The organism is Nocardia sp. NPDC003963 (genome assembly GCF_053605105.1).
Genome location: NZ_JBSGIP010000024.1, coordinates 1 through 16,892 on the forward strand (window position 1 = coordinate 1; position 16,892 = coordinate 16,892).

General features: G+C 68.1%; 14 protein-coding genes. 4 read left to right on the top strand and 10 right to left on the bottom strand.

The annotated features are described in order from the left end of the window. Positions 1 to 57 precede the first annotated feature (57 nt). The 4 genes from ACWEWT_RS26830 to ACWEWT_RS26845 form a co-directional block, all read right to left on the bottom strand. On the bottom strand, positions 58 to 1,515 hold the full coding sequence (locus tag ACWEWT_RS26830) for a catalase (RefSeq protein ID WP_452562994.1): 1,458 nt from the start codon (positions 1,513 to 1,515) through the stop codon (positions 58 to 60). Positions 1,516 to 1,764: 249 nt separating this feature from the next. Then, positions 1,765 to 2,109 (bottom strand): YrdB family protein, encoded by a 345-nt coding sequence (locus tag ACWEWT_RS26835; protein ID WP_452562995.1) that lies wholly within the window; start codon positions 2,107 to 2,109, stop codon positions 1,765 to 1,767. 704 nt (positions 2,110 to 2,813) lie between these two features. After that, on the bottom strand, positions 2,814 to 3,875 hold the full coding sequence (locus ACWEWT_RS26840; protein ID WP_452562996.1) for a tartrate dehydrogenase: 1,062 nt from the start codon (positions 3,873 to 3,875) through the stop codon (positions 2,814 to 2,816). Then, positions 3,872 to 5,242 (bottom strand): NAD-dependent succinate-semialdehyde dehydrogenase, encoded by a 1,371-nt coding sequence (locus ACWEWT_RS26845; protein ID WP_452563096.1) that lies wholly within the window; start codon positions 5,240 to 5,242, stop codon positions 3,872 to 3,874. Before ACWEWT_RS26845 ends, ACWEWT_RS26840 begins: the two co-directional genes overlap by 4 nt. Positions 5,243 to 5,580: 338 nt before the next feature. On the opposite strand from ACWEWT_RS26845, the gene trpB reads away from it, so the two are divergent. The 3 genes from trpB (at position 5,581) to ACWEWT_RS26860 (ending at position 9,578) form a co-directional block, all read left to right on the top strand. Then, positions 5,581 to 6,822: a tryptophan synthase subunit beta gene (gene trpB, locus ACWEWT_RS26850; RefSeq protein ID WP_452562997.1), complete on the top strand. Its 1,242-nt coding sequence runs from the start codon at positions 5,581 to 5,583 to the stop codon at positions 6,820 to 6,822. A gap of 325 nt (positions 6,823 to 7,147) precedes the next feature. Beyond that, entirely contained in the window at positions 7,148 to 8,611 is a 1,464-nt protein-coding gene (locus ACWEWT_RS26855; protein ID WP_452562998.1) for an MDR family MFS transporter, read from the top strand. A gap of 136 nt (positions 8,612 to 8,747) precedes the next feature. Beyond that, a complete protein-coding gene (locus tag ACWEWT_RS26860; RefSeq protein ID WP_452562999.1) occupies positions 8,748 to 9,578 on the top strand; it encodes an IclR family transcriptional regulator in 831 nt (276 codons plus the stop codon). Here ACWEWT_RS26860 and ACWEWT_RS26865 read toward each other — a convergent pair. The 4 genes from ACWEWT_RS26865 to ACWEWT_RS26880 are packed head-to-tail and all read right to left on the bottom strand — an operon-like array spanning position 9,553 to position 14,148. After that, positions 9,553 to 10,500, bottom strand: coding sequence for an NAD(P)-dependent oxidoreductase (locus tag ACWEWT_RS26865; RefSeq protein WP_452563098.1), 948 nt, complete (start codon positions 10,498 to 10,500; stop codon positions 9,553 to 9,555). The genes ACWEWT_RS26860 and ACWEWT_RS26865 overlap by 26 nt on opposite strands. Before the next feature lie 44 nt (positions 10,501 to 10,544). Further along, the gene (locus ACWEWT_RS26870; protein ID WP_452563000.1) at positions 10,545 to 11,483 is read right to left on the bottom strand and encodes a hydroxymethylglutaryl-CoA lyase; all 939 of its coding nucleotides are present in this window, start codon (positions 11,481 to 11,483) and stop codon (positions 10,545 to 10,547) included. Next, positions 11,480 to 12,721 carry a CaiB/BaiF CoA transferase family protein gene (locus ACWEWT_RS26875; protein ID WP_452563100.1) on the bottom strand — a complete coding sequence of 414 codons (1,242 nt, stop codon included), beginning with the start codon at positions 12,719 to 12,721 and terminating at the stop codon, positions 11,480 to 11,482. The genes ACWEWT_RS26870 and ACWEWT_RS26875 overlap by 4 nt, the downstream gene beginning before the upstream one ends. Before the next feature lie 23 nt (positions 12,722 to 12,744). Then, the gene (locus ACWEWT_RS26880) at positions 12,745 to 14,148 is read right to left on the bottom strand and encodes a GntP family permease (RefSeq protein WP_452563001.1); all 1,404 of its coding nucleotides are present in this window, start codon (positions 14,146 to 14,148) and stop codon (positions 12,745 to 12,747) included. A 323-nt stretch (positions 14,149 to 14,471) separates the two neighbouring features. Between ACWEWT_RS26880 and ACWEWT_RS26885 the strand changes: the two genes are divergently transcribed. After that, positions 14,472 to 15,269: a VOC family protein gene (locus ACWEWT_RS26885; protein WP_452563002.1), complete on the top strand. Its 798-nt coding sequence runs from the start codon at positions 14,472 to 14,474 to the stop codon at positions 15,267 to 15,269. Positions 15,270 to 15,550: 281 nt separating this feature from the next. Here the strand turns inward: ACWEWT_RS26885 and ACWEWT_RS26890 are convergent, their stop codons facing one another. Beyond that, positions 15,551 to 15,736, bottom strand: a complete 186-nt coding sequence (locus ACWEWT_RS26890) for a hypothetical protein (RefSeq protein WP_452563003.1) — start codon at positions 15,734 to 15,736, stop codon at positions 15,551 to 15,553. Positions 15,737 to 15,790: 54 nt separating this feature from the next. Then, positions 15,791 to 16,873 (bottom strand): Rv2629 family ribosome hibernation factor, encoded by a 1,083-nt coding sequence (locus ACWEWT_RS26895; RefSeq protein WP_452563005.1) that lies wholly within the window; start codon positions 16,871 to 16,873, stop codon positions 15,791 to 15,793. Positions 16,874 to 16,892 lie beyond the last annotated feature (19 nt).

The window sequence follows — 16,892 nt, forward strand, 5'->3', positions numbered from 1 at the left end:
GCCCGGATGCCGCGACGGCCGCGGGCCCGAGCTGCCCGCGGCCGCCGGTCGGCGGGATCAGGATTTCGCGGCGACACCGTTCTCGATGCGGTCCCCGAGCTCCTTGTCGACGTTGCGCCAGTATTCGAACGCGCGCTCGAGCACCGGCCGGGTGACCCCGTCCAGCAGATGGCCGACGATATTGTTCACCAGCCGTTCGCGCGCGGCGTCGTCGAGGACATCGCGCACCATGGTCCCCGCCTGACCCCAATCGTCGTCCTCGGCGTGCAGCGTATAGGCGCCGCGCACCAGATCGCCGTCGGTATGCCAGCCGGCCGGCTCACCGTAGCGGTCGATATCGGGACGCGGTCCGCCCTTGGAGTTCGGCGTGTAGACCGGATCCGATACCGGCTGGATACGCATCGCGCCGTCCTTGCTGTAACTGTGCACCGGGACATGCGGCGCGTTCACCGGGATCTGCTGATAGTTCGCGCCCAGCCGCGCCCGGTGCGCGTCGGCGTAGGAGAAGATGCGGGCCAGCAGCATCTTGTCCGGGCTCGGACCGATCCCCGGTACCAGATTGTTGGGCTGGAACGCCGCCTGTTCGATCTCGGTGTGGTTGTCGGTGGCATTGCGGTCCAATGTCATCCGCCCGACCTCGATCAGGGGATAGTCCCCGTGCGGCCACACCTTGGTGAGGTCGAACGGATTGAACCGGTAGCTCTGCGCCTCGCCGAACGGCATGATCTGCATGTACAGCGTCCAGCTCGGATATTCACCCCGATCGATGGACTGGTAGAGATCGCGCATGTGGTAATCGCTGTCGGCACCGGCCAGGCGGTCGGCTTCCTGCTGGGTGAGGAAATCGATGCCCTGATCGGTTTTGAAGTGGTACTTGACCCAGAACTTCGCACCGCCGGCATTGACCCACATATACGTGTGGCTGGAGTAGCCGTTCATATGCCGCCAGGTCTTGGGGATACCGCGATCACCCATCAACCAGGTGACCTGGTGGGCGGATTCCGGCGACAGAGTCCAGAAATCCCACTGCATATCGTGGTCGCGGAGGTTGTTGTCGGCGCGGCGCTTCTGCGAGCGGATGAAATTCTGGAATTTCATCGGGTCGCGCATGAAGAACACCGGCGTGTTGTTGCCGACCATGTCGTAGTTGCCCTCGCTGGTATAGAAGCGCAGGGCGAAACCACGGGGGTCACGCCAGGTGTCGGGGCTGCCGCGTTCGCCGGCGACCGTGGAGAACCGGGCGACCATCTCGGTCTCGGCACCCGGCTGGAAGACGGCGGCCTTCGTATACGCGCTGACATCGTTGGTCACCACGAACCGGCCGAAGGCGCCACTACCTTTGGCATGTGGCTGGCGCTCGGGGATCCGTTCCCGGTTGAACTGCGCCATCTGCTCGATGAGGTAGTGGTCCTGTAGCAGGATCGGCCCGTCCGGGCCGACGGTGAGTGAATGCTCGTCGCTCTCGACCGGGATGCCGGCATCGGTCGTCAGGATTTCGGGCTGCTCGCTGGTCATGCTCTCGGCGTCTCCTTCCGAGCGAATGGACCGGCTCCGGGGTTGCGGAACCGGCGGCCTTATCGCGTGGCCGGATCGAGCGGGAGGAAGGAGCTCCTGACCCGGGACCGTCCACACACTGGCTGTTCCCAGAATGTCGCCGGGCAATCAGGAAGAAAGGAACACGGTGCCGGACCCGTGCCACCGCGCCCGAAACGGCTCGTGCTCCGGGCAGTGACGGCCCAAGTGGATCCACCGGGTGCCGCCTTTTCACGGCGTCAGGTGTCCGAGCCGGATGATCAGCAGGTTCGCGATCAGGACGATAACGAAAACCGCCGCGGCGGTCCGGTGGTGTGTGGTCCACAGCGCGGCCGTCGCGCCGCCGAAGACCAGGATTTCGGTGGTGACCGCGAGTAGCGGGCGGTCGAAGCGCGCGTTCGGTGCCGCGAACAGACCCCAGAGCGATACGGCGAGTACCGGCGCGCCGATCGCCAGTACCAGCTTGACCGGAGTCGTGTCGGCGGCCTTCCATCCCCAGAGTGCCACCGCCGCGAACGCGGCCGACTCGAGCACGAAGGCCAGCGTGAGGTTTGCCCATTTCCAGACTTCGTACATACCCGCTCCTCGGCGATGATGTGAACACTGCTCTCTATTGAGAGCAGTGTTCACTGCAAAATGTCCGCCGTCAAGTGGCAATCGACGACCGCGGATCCGAACTCCGGGTGCGACGCTGCTCAGACGTCGGAGAGCGGGCATATCCTCGCGCGTGTGTCGATGCACGAGATCGAGGATCTGGTCGAATGGTCGGTGCGGGTACTGCATGCGCGGTATCCGGCGGCGGACCGCCGGGTCCGGGACCGGTTCGCCTGCCTGTACGCGTTCCAGGACGAGTACGACTGTTCGTTCACGTGTTTCCGGGTGATGGAGATCCTGCTCGCGCGGGAGTACTGCTACCGGTTCGAGATCGACGAGCATCCCGATTACGCCCGGCGGCGTGATTTCTTCGACGGACTGACCCGTTTCACCGCGCTCGCGGATATCGATACGGACGAGGAGCCCGGCGACTGGTTGACGGAGGGGTTCGCCGATCCGCCGCACCTGTACTGCGCTGCCGGGACGGCGCTGTGGCGGCGTGCGGTGGAGCTGGGCATGATCCGGGGCCGACGATGCGGTTCATCGGCGAAGATCGCCGAGTACGCGCGGGCGGGCCTGGGCCGGCCCGGTTCTGAACGTCTACGCCGGGTGACGATCCGTGCGACATCTGCGAGGTGGAACAGGACGGGCCGGTGGGTACCGGGACCGGCGGTCCCGGCCCGCGGTCAGGCGTGCAGCAGTGCCGACGCGCGTTCGGCGATCTCGGTACCGGCCTCGGTGGTGGTGGCGGTACCGCCGAGGTCCGGGGTGCGCGGACCGCCGCTGCCCAGGACATCGGTGACCGCCCGATCGACCGCCGCCGCGGCGGCGTGCTCACCGAGATGTTCGAGCAGCATGGCACCCGCGAGGATCTGCGCCACCGGGTTCGCGATGCCCTGGCCCGCGATATCGGGTGCGCTGCCGTGGACCGCCTCGAACATCGACGGCGCGTCCCGCTGTGGGTTGATATTGCCGGACGGGGCGAGTCCCAGACCGCCGGTCACCGCGGCGGCGAGATCGGAGAGGATATCGCCGAACAGATTGGAGCCGACGATCACGTCGAGCCGGTCGGGATGCAGCACGATCTCGGCGGCCAGCGCGTCGACGTGCATCTGCCGGGTTTCCACCCCCGGGTATTCGGCCGCGATCCGCTCGAACACCTCGTCCCAGTAGGGCATGGAGTGGATGAGGCCGTTCGATTTCGTCGCCGAGCAGACCCGGCCCGCGCGTTCGGTCGCCCGGTCGAAGGCGTAGCGGATGATCCGTTCGCAGCCGACCCGGGTGAACACCGATTCCTGCAACACGAATTCGTCCGGCCGGCCGGGGTTGTGCCGGCCGCCGATCTCGGAGTACTCGCCTTCGGAGTTCTCCCGCACGATGAGCAGATCCAGATCCGCGGCGGTGCGGTCGCGCAGTGCCGAGGTGGTCCCGGGCAGCAACCGGACCGGGCGCAGGTTCACGTACTGGCCGAAGGCCCGGCGCAGCGGGATCAGCAGCCCCCACAGCGAGATGTGGTCGGGTACTCCGGGAAACCCGACGGCGCCGAGCAGGATCGCGTCGAACCGGGCGAGCTGCTCGGGTCCGTCGGCGGGCATCATTGCGCCGGTGCGCAGATAGTTCTCGCAGGACCAGTCGAATTCGGTCCATTCGATCCCGGGCAGTACCCGGTCGAGAACTTTCACCGCTTCGGCGGTGACGTCGACGCCGATACCGTCGCCCGGAATCGTCGCGATCCGATAGGAATTCACAGTGGCACTCCGATGTATTTGATCTCGAGGAATTCGTCGATGCCGACCAGGCCGCCTTCGCGCCCGAGTCCGGATTCTTTCACCCCGCCGAACGGGGCCGCCGGGTTGGATACGACACCCTGGTTCAGGCCGACCATGCCGGTGTCGAGCGCTTCGCAGACCCGCAACCCACGCCGCAGACCCTCCGTGTACACATAGCCGACCAGACCGTAGGGGGTGTCGTTGGCGCGTGCCACGGCCTCCTCCTCGGTCTCGAAGGACGCGATGCTCGCGACCGGGCCGAAGACCTCGGTATGGCAGATCTCCGCCGCGTCGGGGACATCCACCAGGACGGTCGCGGGATAGAAGTTCCCGGGACCGTCCAGCGGTTCACCACCCAGCAGTACGCGGGCGCCGCGGGCGCGGGCGTCGGCGACGAGTCCGCTCACCTTGGCGACCGCGTCCGAATCGATCAGCGGGCCGACGACGACCCCGGGTTCGGTGCCGCGGCCCAGCGGCAGTTCGCCCATCCGCGCGGCCAGCCGTGCGGCGAATTCGTCGAGTACACCGCGCTGGACGAAGAACCGGTTGGCCGCGGTGCAGGCCTGTCCGATATTGCGCATCTTGGCCGCCAGTGCTCCTTCGACCGCCGCGTCGAGATCCGCATCGTCGAATACGAGGAACGGTGCGTTGCCGCCGAGCTCCATCGAGGTCCGCATCACCGTCCGGGCGCACTGTTCCAGCAGTTTCTTACCCACCGCGGTCGAACCGGTGAACGACAGTTTGCGCGAGCGCGGATCGTGGATCAGCGGTGTCATCAGCGCACCGGGGTCCGAGGTGGTCACCACGTTCACCACACCGGCGGGTACCCCGGCTTCGTGCAGGATCTGCGCGAGAGCCAGGGTGCACAGCGGTGTCTGTTCGGCGGGCTTGACCACGCTGGTGCAGCCGGCGGCGAGCGCGGGCCCGATCTTGCGGGCGCCCATGGCCATCGGGAAGTTCCACGGGGTGATCAGCAGGCTGGGGCCGACGGGCTGCTTGGTCACCAGGAACCGGGCACCGCCGCCCGGTGCGGGCATATAGCCGCCGTCGAGCCGTACGGCCTCCTCGGCGAACCAGCGGAAGAACTCTGCGGCGTAGGTGATCTCGCCCCGGGCTTCCGCCAGCGGTTTGCCCATTTCGAGGGTGGCGATCAGGGCGAGCCGGTCGGCGTCGTCGAGCAGCATGCGGTGGGCCCGCATGAGGATCTCGCTGCGCTCACGCGGGGCGGTGCGTGCCCATGCGGCCTGCGCGCTCGCCGCGGCATCGAGTGCGGCCAGACCGTCCTCGGGGCCGGCGTCGGCGATCTCGCACAGACGCCGGCCGGTCGCCGGATCGAGGACGGGCATGGTCTTCGCGGTCTCGTACGTACGGCCGTCGATGAAGAGGCCGGTGGGTACCGACTCGACGGCTTTCCGTTCGGCGGCGGTGAGTGTGGCTTCCGTGAGCACGGTGGATGCTCCTCCCTGTCGGCGGCCGGTCGAGCCGGACCCATATTGTCGACAATCCTACAATAGGGTCCAGTTCTCGTGGTGGGGAAGACCCGGATTGCGCGTCAGGTCGGTTGCGGCGAAAATCCGACCATTTAGTACTGTTAACTATTTCGTTGCCGAGAGGTGACCCAGTGCTTGCGCCGGGCCGACACACTTTCCGCAGTGGAGTCGGGAACAGGGAATGTGAGTGCTGGATGGTCGTCGGTCACGGGGTCGAGCGGAATACCTTTCGTCCCGGGGATTTCCCGGATGAACGCGGTCGATTCGGCGAATTCGGGGGCAGATACGTTCCCGAGGGTCTCATGGCGGCCCTGCTCGAGCTGGAACACGCCTACGATGTGGCCCGCGCGGATCCGGCGTTCACCCGGGAACTCACCGCTTTGTTGCGGACCCGGGTCGGCAGACCCACACTGCTGCACCAGGTGCCGCGATTCGCGGCGCGGCTGGGGGCGGCGGCGCCGACGGTCTACCTCAAACGGGAGGATATGGCCCACACCGGGTCGCACAAGATCAACAATGCGCTCGGGCAGGCGTTGCTGGCCCGGCGTATGGGCAAACACCGCATCGTAGCCGAAACCGGTGCGGGACAACACGGGGTCGCGGTCGCCACGGTGGGCGCGATGCTCGGTCTGCGCAGCACCATATATATGGGCGCCGTCGATATGGAACGGCAACGGCCGAACGTGACCCGGATGCGACTGCTCGGCGCCGAGGTCCGGGCGGTGGAAACCGGGAAGCGCCGGATCAAGGAGGCGATCACCGAATCCGTCCGGGACTGGGTTTCGCAGGTGGACACCACGCATTACCTGCTGGGCAGCGCGGCCGGGCCCGCCCCCTACCCGCGGATCGTCCGGGATTTCCAGTACCCCATCGGTGCGGAGGCCCGCGCTCAGATCCTGACCGCCGAGGGCCGGCTGCCCGATTACGTCATCGCCTGTATCGGCGGCGGCAGCAACGCCCTCGGCGCCTTCCGGCCGTTCGTGGCCGATGCCGGCGTCCGGCTGCTCGGCGCGGAGGCCGCCGGGCACGGACTGGACACCGGTGCGCACGCGGCCTCGCTGAGCCTCGGCACTGTCGGCGAGATCGACGGTAGTTTCAGCTACCTGCTCCAGGATGAAGACGGCCAGATCGCCGAAACACACAGCGTCGCCGCGGGGCTGGACTATCCGGGGGTCGGCCCGGAACTCAGCTACCTGAAGGACAGCGGCCGTCTGGACTCGGTGCCCGTCACCGACGATCTCGCGCTGCGCGGGATGCAGGAGCTCGCGCACAGCGAAGGGATCATTCCCGCCCTCGAATCCGCACATGCCGTAGGAAGTCTGCTGGAACTCGCCGAGCGCGGTGCGGTATCCGCGGGTTCGGTCGTCCTGCTGTGCCTGTCCGGCCGCGGTGACAAGGACCTCGATATCGCCGCCCGGCAGTTGGGACTGTCCTGATACCCGTGGACGAGTCGCGCGGGTGGGGGAGTGCGCCGGTATGGCCCCCGCCACCGCGAGCCGCCGGACGGGCGGACATGACCTCACTCACATCGGCCCGGGACCGGTCGGCCCCGAACTGTCCGGAGCTGCCGATTCCGGCTGTGACCGGGAATACGGTCGCCCGAAAACCGATTGATCCGGTGCGTAGCCGTAAGAAACACTGGCGCGTCACCGATGAGCACAGCGCAGCTCACTCGTCTGTTCTCACGTACGCGCCGAGCGGCGGTCGAGGACGACCGCTCTCGGGCCACGCCAGTTCGCTCACGACCTCCGGAGGTAGCCGATGCCCGCCCTGTTATCCGTTCGCCGGCCCGGCGGAGGTACCCCGGCCGTCGTGCGGTTGCTGGTCATCGCGACCTTCGTGGTGATCCTCAACGAGACCATCATGATCAACGCGATCCCGCGCCTGATGCACGATCTCGCGGTCACCGAGCGGGCGGCGCAGTGGGTTTCCACCGCCTTCATGCTCACCATGGCCGCTGTCATCCCGGTGACCGGCTGGTTCCTGCAGCGGGTCACCACCCGCCGGGCGTATGCGCTGGCCATGGGCGTCTTCCTCGCGGGTACCGCGCTGTCGGCCGTGGCCCCCTCGTTCGCGGTGCTGCTCATCGGCCGGATCATCCAGGCCGGCGGTACCGCGGTGATGATGCCGCTGCTGATGACCACCCTGATGACGGTGGTGCCCGAACGCGACCGCGGGCGGGTCATGGGCAATGTCACCCTCGCCATCTCGGTGGCGCCGGCCATGGGGCCGGTGATCTCCGGGCTGGTACTGCAGATCGCGTCGTGGCGCTGGTTGTTCGTGCTGGTGCTGCCGATCGCGGGTGTGGTCACCTGGTTCGGGTTGCGGCGGCTGGAGAACATCGGGGAACCGGAGACCGGTTCCATCGACTGGTTCAGTGTGGTCTTCGCCGCGCTCGGGTTCGGCAGCCTGGTGTACGGGCTGAGCCGTTTCGAGGCCGGTACGGTGGCCACCCCGGCATTGATCACCCTCGCCGGGGCCGTCCTGATCGGTCTGTTCGTGGCCCGGCAGCTGTGGCTGCAGCGGCACGGTACCCCGCTGCTGGATCTGCGTATCCTGCGCTCGGGCACCTACACCAAGGGCCTGATCCTGATGGCGGTGGCGTTCCTGGCGATGCTCGGCTCGATGATGCTGCTGCCGCTGTATCTGCAGAACCTGCGCGGTCTGTCGCCGCTGGAGACCGGTCTGCTGGTCATGCCCGGTGGTCTGGCCATGGGCGTGCTCGGGCCGGTGATCGGCCGGCTGTTCGACCGGTTCGGTGGGCGGGTCCTGGTGATCCCCGGCTCGATCGGTATCACCGCGGCACTGGCCGGGTTCACCCAGATCTCCGCCGCCATGCCGTACTGGCAGCTGCTGGCCCTGCACATCCTGCTCATGGTGTCGCTGGCCGCGGCCTTCACTCCGGTGTTCACGCTGGCGCTGGGGGCCCTGCCCGAGGATCTCTATTCGCACGGCAGTTCCATGCTGGGCACCCTCCAGCAGGTCGCCGCCGCCCTGGGCACGGCCTTGGTGGTGACCGTGATGGCGAGCCGGACCACCGCGCTCCAGGCCGCGGGCACCGACGCGCTGACCGCGCAGCTCGACGGTATGCGACTGGCCTTCGTGGTGTCCGCGGCGCTGGCCGTGATCGTGATCGTGACGGCGGTCCTCTTGCCGAACCGGTCCAGCGCATCCGGAGCGACCGACGACACCGAGAAGCCCGATCCCGAACTCGTGCAGGTCTGATCGCCGATGCCGGATACCGCCGGTACGGCGGGAATCGAGCCCACCGCGCGGCCCGGAGTGCCGCCCGGTGGGCTGTACCTGTGCGTACCGGCGGCGTCCGGCGCCGGCCGGGCGCGCGCGGCGTAGATTCGGCGGTATGTCGAGGCAAGACGGCGCTGCGGCCGCGAATCACCAGCCGCTGCTGGTACTGGGAAAGATCACCGAGATTCTCGATGCCTTCTCCCCGGCCCGGCCGGCGCTGACGCTCGGAGAGATCCAGCAGGCCACCGGATTACCGACCTCCACGGTGCAGCGCCTGGTCACCAATATGGTGGACCGGGGTCTGCTGGATCGGGCCGGGGACCGGATCCGGGTCGGGCTGCGGATGAGCTATTGGGCGGCCACGGCGGTCAAGGGGCTGGATCTGCTGTCGATCGTCGATCCGGTGCTGCGCGAGATCCGCGACGTCACCGGTGAGACCGCCTGTGTGTTCCGGGCCGAGCACGGGTTCCGGGTGTGCGTCGCGATCGCCGAGACCCGGCACGCGCTGCGCCGGGACATGTACGTGGGCAAGATCATTCCGCTCTACGCCGGATCGGCGGGCCGAATTCTGCTGGCCTGGGATTCCGAACTCGCCGAACGGGTGCTCGCGGCACCGCTGGAACCCCTGACCGGGGGCACGGTCACCAGTCCGCCCGAACTGCGTGCGCTCATCGCCCGGGCGAAGGCCGACGGCTACGCGATCAGTGCCGGGGAACGGGAGGATTCGGCGTCCGGACTGTCCGCACCGATATTCGACGCGGCCGGGAAAGCGGTCGCGGCGTTGACGATCAGCGGTCCCACGCTGCGGATGCCGCTGGCGCAATGCGAGGCCTGGGTGGACCTGCTCGTCGGCTACGCCGAACAGGTGACCCGCACCCTCGGCGGGCGTATTCCCGCCGGGGATACGGGATCTCCCGTGGTCAGCGTGCCCGCGCTTCCGGATTGACCGGATAGGGCGGGAGTTCGCCGCGGGCCATGGCTACCGCGTTCTCGGCACAGCGGCGGGCCATCTCGGCACGCACCGGGACGGTGGCGCTCCCGATATGCGGCAGCAGCACGGTGTTGGGCAGATCGGCCAGCCCCGGTGCCAGCCGCGGTTCGTCCTCGTACACATCGAGCCCGGCGCCCGCGATCGTTCCGTCGCGCAGTGCCGCGACCAGCGCTGTCTCGTCGACGATCGGGCCGCGCGCGGTATTGATCAGAATCGCCGACGGTTTCATCGATCGGAGCGCGGATTCGTCCACCAGGTGGCGGGTCTGTTCGTTCAGCGGGACGTGCAGCGAGAGATAGTCGCTGGTGGCGATCAGTTCGGGCCAGGGCAGTTGCCGCACCCGCCCGGCGAATTCACCGAGCTCCTCCGCGCTCACCGGACGCTCACCGGGCGGCCGCGGACTGAAGTTCACCGTCATCCCGAAGGCGAGCGCGCGGCGCGCGGTGGCCCGCGCGATCCGGCCGAATCCGGCCAGGCCGAGGGTCCGGCCGCTGACATCGTGGCCCAGCAGCAGTTCCGGTTCCCAGCCGCTGAACTGCCCGGACCGGACGAAGGTGTCGGCTTCGACGCCCCGCCGTGCGACCGCGAGTATCAGCAGCAGCGCGAGATCGGCCGTGGCGTCGGTGAGCACACCGGGGGTGTTGCCCACGACAATGGAGTTCGCCGTGGCCGCGGCGATATCGATATTGTTGTAACCCACCGCGAAATTGCTGATACCGGCGATTTTCGCCCGGTCCAGGAGCGCGGCGTCGAATTCGTCCTGTAACTGCGCCACGACCACCCGGTAGTTGCCGGATCCGCAGGCATCCGCCAATTCCTCGTATGTCATCCGGCTCGCGGCCACGGTCACCGATCCCGCGGCTTCCAGCAGCCGCATACCCGGGTCGGGTAGCGGGGTGGTGACGAGGAAATCCGTAGCCGTCACGACTGCCCGCCGATCACCCATTCGAAGGCGCGGGCCTCCGAACGTGCGCCCTGGGCGGTCTTGGAACGGTTGGGTTCGCCGAGATCGGCGAGCAATGCCTCGCCGGTCCCGACGACGGTCGCCAGCACCGCGGGGGTGAGCCAGTCCGGCCGGGTGGCGAACAGCAGATCCTCGGTGGCGGTGTTGCCGCTCGCACCGGGCGCGAAGGGGCAACCGCCCAGTCCGCCCAGCGAGCCGTCCACCAGCGTCGCGCCCGCATCGACGGCCGCCAGTGTGTTCGCCACACCCAGACCCCACGTATCGTGGCCGTGGTAGACGATCCGGCGTGGGGGTGTGTTCGTGCGAACCGCCTGGATCAGCCGGCTCACCTGCGCCGGTACCGCCTGGCCGAGAGTATCGGCGACGACGATATCGGCGGCACCGTCGGTCCTCGGATCCGCGGCGATACCGAGTACTCGCGCGGGATCGACAACGCCTTCGAACGGACAGCTGAACGCAGTCGCGATACAGAGCTGGATGGCGCCACCGCTGTCGCGGGCGAGTTCGATCGCCGCGGGCATGGCCGCGACGCTGTCCTCGGTGCTGCGCCCGATATTGGCCTGGTTGTGCGAATCCGACGCCGACAGGCAGTACTGGAAATTACGCGCGCCCGCCGCGGCCGCCTTCTCGACATGGCGCGGTGTGGCCACCCATACCCAGCATCGCGCGAGTTCCTCCGGCGTCAGGGCCGCGATGACCTCGAGCGTATCGGCCAGCGGCGGTACCAGGTCCGGGCGTGCCATGGACCCGATCTCGAGCTCGGGCACCCCGAGCGCGAGCAGATCGCGGGCCAACCCCACCTTGCGCTCGGTGTCCAGCGGTTTGCCGGTGAGCTGCAGTCCGTCGCGCAGTGTCACGTCGCGCAGTTGTGCCGCCGGTGTGTAGGTGAAGGTCATACCGTAACCTCTTTTTCCGAAGTTCCTGTGACGGCGTCGATTTCGTCGTCGGTGAGGCGCAGTACCGTGGCGAGTACCTCGCGTGTGTGTTCACCCAGGTCGGGGCCGATTGTACGGATCGGCAGCGAGGTCTCGCCGATCACCGGGACGATGCCGGGGAATCCCACCGTGGCCGGTTCCGCCGCGCCGGTGTCCACCTCGAACCGCTGGATCATATTGCGCGCGGCGTACTGCTCGTCGGCGCAGATATCGGCCGCGGTGTAGATCGGGCCCGACGGCACCCCGGCCGCGTCGAGGATCTCCAGTGCCTCGGCACGGGTGTGCCGGAGGGTCCAGTCGGCGATCGCGGTATCCAGTTCGTCGCGGCGGGCCCAGCGGCCCGCATTGTCGCGCAGCTCCGGGTCGGCGCCCAGATCCGGGCGGCCGATGGTCTCCATATAGCGCTGGAAGATGGCATCGCCGTTACCGGCGACGATGATGCTGGTGCCGTCGCCGCACGGATACGCGTTACTGGGCGCGATACCCTCCATCCGGCCACCCACACGTTCGCGTTTCACGCCGTAGGCGAGATAGTCGGGCACCAGTGATTCCATCACCGACAGGATCGACTCGTTGAGTGCCACATCGATGATGCGCTCGGTCAACGGGATCGGGGCATCGCTGCGTACTTGTTGGAACAGGGCCATGACCGTGCCGAACGCGGCGTAGATCCCGGCGATCGAATCGCCGATGGAGACACCGGTGCGTACCGGCGGGCGATCGGGATCGCCGATGAGTTCGCGCAACCCGCCGACCGCCTCGGCCACCGCGGCGAAACCGGGCCGCGCCGATTGCGGTCCGGTCTGCCCGTACGCGGAGATCCGGGTGATCACCACGTCCGGATTGGCTTCCTGGAGCGCTTCGGGCCCGATTCCCCACCGTTCCAGGGTCCCCGGCCGGAAATTCTCCAGCAGTACATCGCATTCGCGGACCAGATCGAGTACGAGGGCCCGGCCCGACTCGGTGCGCAGATCCACGACGATGGACTTCTTGTTGCGGTTGACCGTTCGGTACAGCATGGAGGTCTCACCGTCGTACAGCCGCCAGCGGCGCAGTTCGTCGCCGGTCACCGGACGTTCGACCTTGATCACTTCGGCGCCGAAATCGGCCAGCATCCGGCCGGCGGTCGGGGCGGCGATGTAGTTGCCGAGTTCCAGGACCCGGATCCCGGCGAGCGGGCGAACGGGCTCGTTGTGCATATCTTCCCTCTCGGTTGCGAGGTTCACAGGACCAGGCTCAGCGGCAGGATGAGCAGGATCGCCACCACCGAGGCGACCGAGACACCCACCGAGCAGGTTTTCAGCGTGCCGCGCGTCGTCTGACCCATCAGCGACTGCAGCAGCCAGAAGGTGTTGCTCGTGACGTGTACGGCGAACAGGGATCCGGCGCCCGCGGCCAGGGCGATCAGCACCGGATCGATGCCGAGCGCCGGTGCCACCGGGGCCAGGATGCCCGCCGCGGTGATCGCCGAGATCGTCACCGAACCGACCGCGATATGCAGTACGGCCGCGATGGCCCACACCATCAGCAGGGGCGCCGCGGTACTCGCGCTGAAGTAGTCGCCGAGGATATCGCCGAGGCCGGTGGCCGCGATGGTGGCGGCCAGGGATCCGCCGACACCGGTCAGGATGAGGATCTGCCCGCTCTCCTGGAAGCCGGTCGCGATACACCGCTGGATCCGGTCGATGCCGACACTGCGGCGGCCGACGATACTGGTGCCGACCAGCCCGATCAGCAGGGCGATGACCGGGGTCGAGAGGAATCCGATCACCGGATGGTGGATATCGGCGACATCCAGGACGGCGCCGGCGGCGATGAGCAGCAGTGCGGTGAGCAGCGGAGCGAGTAGGAGTGGCAGCGGGGTGCGGACCTCGGTCCGTCCGGGTGCGGCGACAGCCAGACCACCGGTCCCGACTGCGGGTTCGTCCTCGCCCGGACTCGTCCGGTCGCCGGTGGAATCCGGCTGTTCGGCGCTCGAGTAGGGCTGTTCGTCGCGCTCTTCGTTCCACCAGCCGCGATCGAAGAGGAAGCACATGACGGCCACCGCGATGGTGACGGTCGGGATCACCAGGATCAGGCCGAACAGCAGCATTTTGCCCAGCGGTACGCCGAGCAGGCCGGCCAGGGCCAGGGCGCCGACACCGGGCACCGTGAGCACGATCCCGCATTCACCGCCGATCGCCAGTGCCGTGGCCATCCGGGCGGTGCCCTTCCTGGTCATCCTGGCGGCGGCGGACCGGGCCAGCGGCGCCGAGATCACCAGCAGGACATCGAGGTAGATCGATTGCAGGGCGGTGGCGATGGTGAGCGAGAGCGCGTACGGCATCCGGTTGACACCGAAGACCCGGATCAGGGTCTGGACGAGGCGTTCGATGGCCCCGGTTTCCTGCAGCATCGCACCGGTCAGCACACCGAAGGCGATCAGCAACCCGACCTCGGCCATGATGTCGCCGAAACCGGTGGCGATCGTTTCGACCGTCTGCTCGGTGCCCAGGCCTGCGGTGAGTCCCAGATAGGCCGAGCCGATGACCAGCGATACCGCCGGGTTGATTTTGAATCGGATGATCAGTACGACCACCGCGAGCACCGCGGCGGCCGTATTGATCATCGTGGCAAGGTCTGACATTTGTGTATCCCATCGAGTCGCACTCGGCCCGGCGCGGTACTCGTGCCCGTGGCACCGAATCCGTGACGCAGGCCACAGTGGATTCACATTATGAGCACAGACTCACAATATAGGCAACTGAGGTTCCGGGGTCCGGCGCCGGGCAGCTACGTTGCCAGGTGGTTGCCCGCCTGCCGTCCGCTGGATACCGTTGGCTCACCACCGGCCGTGGAGCAAGGCACCACTCGCGGCGGTATGCGTCTCTCTCATCCGGCTCTGTCCCATCCGCCGCAAGGCCCCGTAATCGCTCGTGCGAACCCGAAACGGAACACGGAGGACACGCAATGCCGATACGAGAAACCCCCTGGCCCGCGGGCACTCCGTGCTGGGCGGACTGTCAGGTCGACGATACGAACCGGGCCCGTGAGTTCTACCGCGCCCTCTTCGGCTGGGAGATCGCCGAGAGCGCGCCGGAAGCCGGCGGCTACCTGATGGCGCTGCGCAACGGTCACCCGGCCGCGGGCATCGGTCCCAAACCACCCGGGCCGGTCATGCCCTCGGTATGGACCACCTATATCGCCACCGAGAACGCCGACGACGCCGCCGCCGCGATCGTGGCCGCCGGCGGTACCGTCCTGGCCGCGCCCTTCGACGTGCTGGACGTCGGACGGATGCTCGTCGCGACCGATCCCACCGGCGCGGCTTTCGGGGTATGGCAGGCGAAACGGCACTCCGGTGCCGGGATCTACAACGAACCCGGGGCGTACTGCTGGAACGAGCTGCACACCGACGGCTACCAGCGGGCCCAGGAGTTCTACTCGCAGGTGTTCGGCTGGACCTTCACCGAGATCGGCGACGGGGTGAATGTCGACTACGCGACCTTCGCGCTCACTCCGGACGGGGAACCGGTGGGCGGTCTGAACGATGCCACCAAGAACCCCGGTGCCGGACCGGCGTACTGGCTGACCTGGTTCCAGGTGGACGACACCGATGCGATCCTCGCCGCGGCGACCGGTCTGGGCGCGACGCTGGTGATGGGGCCCGACGACAGCCCGTTCGGCCGGATGGGCGTACTCACCGCTCCGCAGGGCGAGACCTTCGGCGTGATCGATACCGCGCAGGCCACCGAGATGCCGTCCTGACCGGAGCACCGGCCACTGTGCCGGGTACCAGCGGGAATTCCGGCGGATATCCGGGACGGAGTGCACCGGAGACCGTCACGTACACAGCGAACCGGCCGCCCGTACACAGGCGGCCGGTTCTGTCGTCCGGGGTTCTGTTCCGCCCGACGACCTCGCGTGACAGTGCTCGCCGCGGCCCACCGAATCGGGCGGAGTGCCGGTCGGTGGCCGTCTCGACAGCCTCGCCGGGCCGATTCCGAGGGCTCGGCGCTGTCGTTCGGGAACTGTCTCGGGCCGAGCGGCTATCCGCGGTCGCGGCGTTCGGTCCGGTCCACCCGTTCGTGTATCAGGAGATCGTCGTCGGCGGGTGGTTCCGGATCGCGCCATTCCTCGGCCCGGCTGGACCGGTTACCGCGCAGGGTGCCCTGGAGCTCGTGCGCCAGCTGCTCGTCGCGCGCCGGACCGTGCTTGCTGCTGCCTCGTTCCATCTGTTCCTCCTGTCCAGATCTGTCTCGACCTGTCTCGATTCGAGCGGTTGTCGGTCAGGCGTAGCGCAGCAGGGCGCCCACTCCCTCCAGCGGTGCGGCCTGTTCGCCGACCGGCGTGACTGTGCCGCCTCGGACCAGCGCGGCCACCGGCAGCGCCTCGTCCGCCCGGCAGGTCGCCCCGGTGTCCGTCCCGGGCGCACCGAGCTCGGCGGGGTCGCGCAGCGGTTCGGCCGCGAGGCGAACGGTGCGATCACCGAGCGCCGCGGAGTTGATGAGCAGATTCTCCGCATTGGCCGCCAGCAGCGCCGAGACCGTCCCGGACAATCCGGTGACGGCCAGTCCCTCGTCGCGGCCCTGGGCCTTGTCGAAACGTGCCACCACCTCGTCGCGGCGCTGTTCGGCCTGTTCGGCGACGAGTTCGCGGATCGCCTCGTCGAGTTCGGCGTCGCCGGAGCCCGCGGCCCGGCTTCCGGCCTCGACCTCCACCACCCGCGCCCCGGTGGTACCCAGTGCCCGCCGAACCGCTGACCGGGTGCCGACCTCGCCGGCCACCACCACGACCTCCGCGTGGACCCGCCGGGCGACGCGAGTGAGTTCATCGGCGACCTCGTCGGCATTGCGCCGGACCGTCTCCTCGACTCGCCGCTGCATCGAACGATGAGACCACCCGCCACCGTGGCGCACCTTGTGGACGGGATGCCCGGTGCCCTCGATGGATTCGTCGACCACCTCGCCCTGTTCGTCGACTCCGTACATATCCGAGCCGACCCGATCGACCACCGCCACCGCGTGCGGTACCTCCTCCGCTCCGGATTCGATGAGCGGCAGCAGATACGGCAGTGCCGACACCCGGACGATCTCCGGTTGCGGCGGCGCCGGTAGCCGTCTGTCGAGGAGTACCGACTCGGCGTCGGCGATGAGGACCCGGCCGGTACGTCCCGGTTCGGGTGGAGCACCGGTGACCGCGGCGCCGAGCACCGCGATCATCTGTTCCGACGCGCCCCCGGCGGCGAGTCGCTCGGCGAGCGCCCGCCAGCGCAGGGCGCGTTGCCGTTCCGCGTCCTCGGTGTCGTGTTCGGCGTCGATGTACAGCGAGGCGAACGGTCCCGATCGTTGCGCTACGTCTCTGATACTCATGCCATTCACGGCAGGCGCC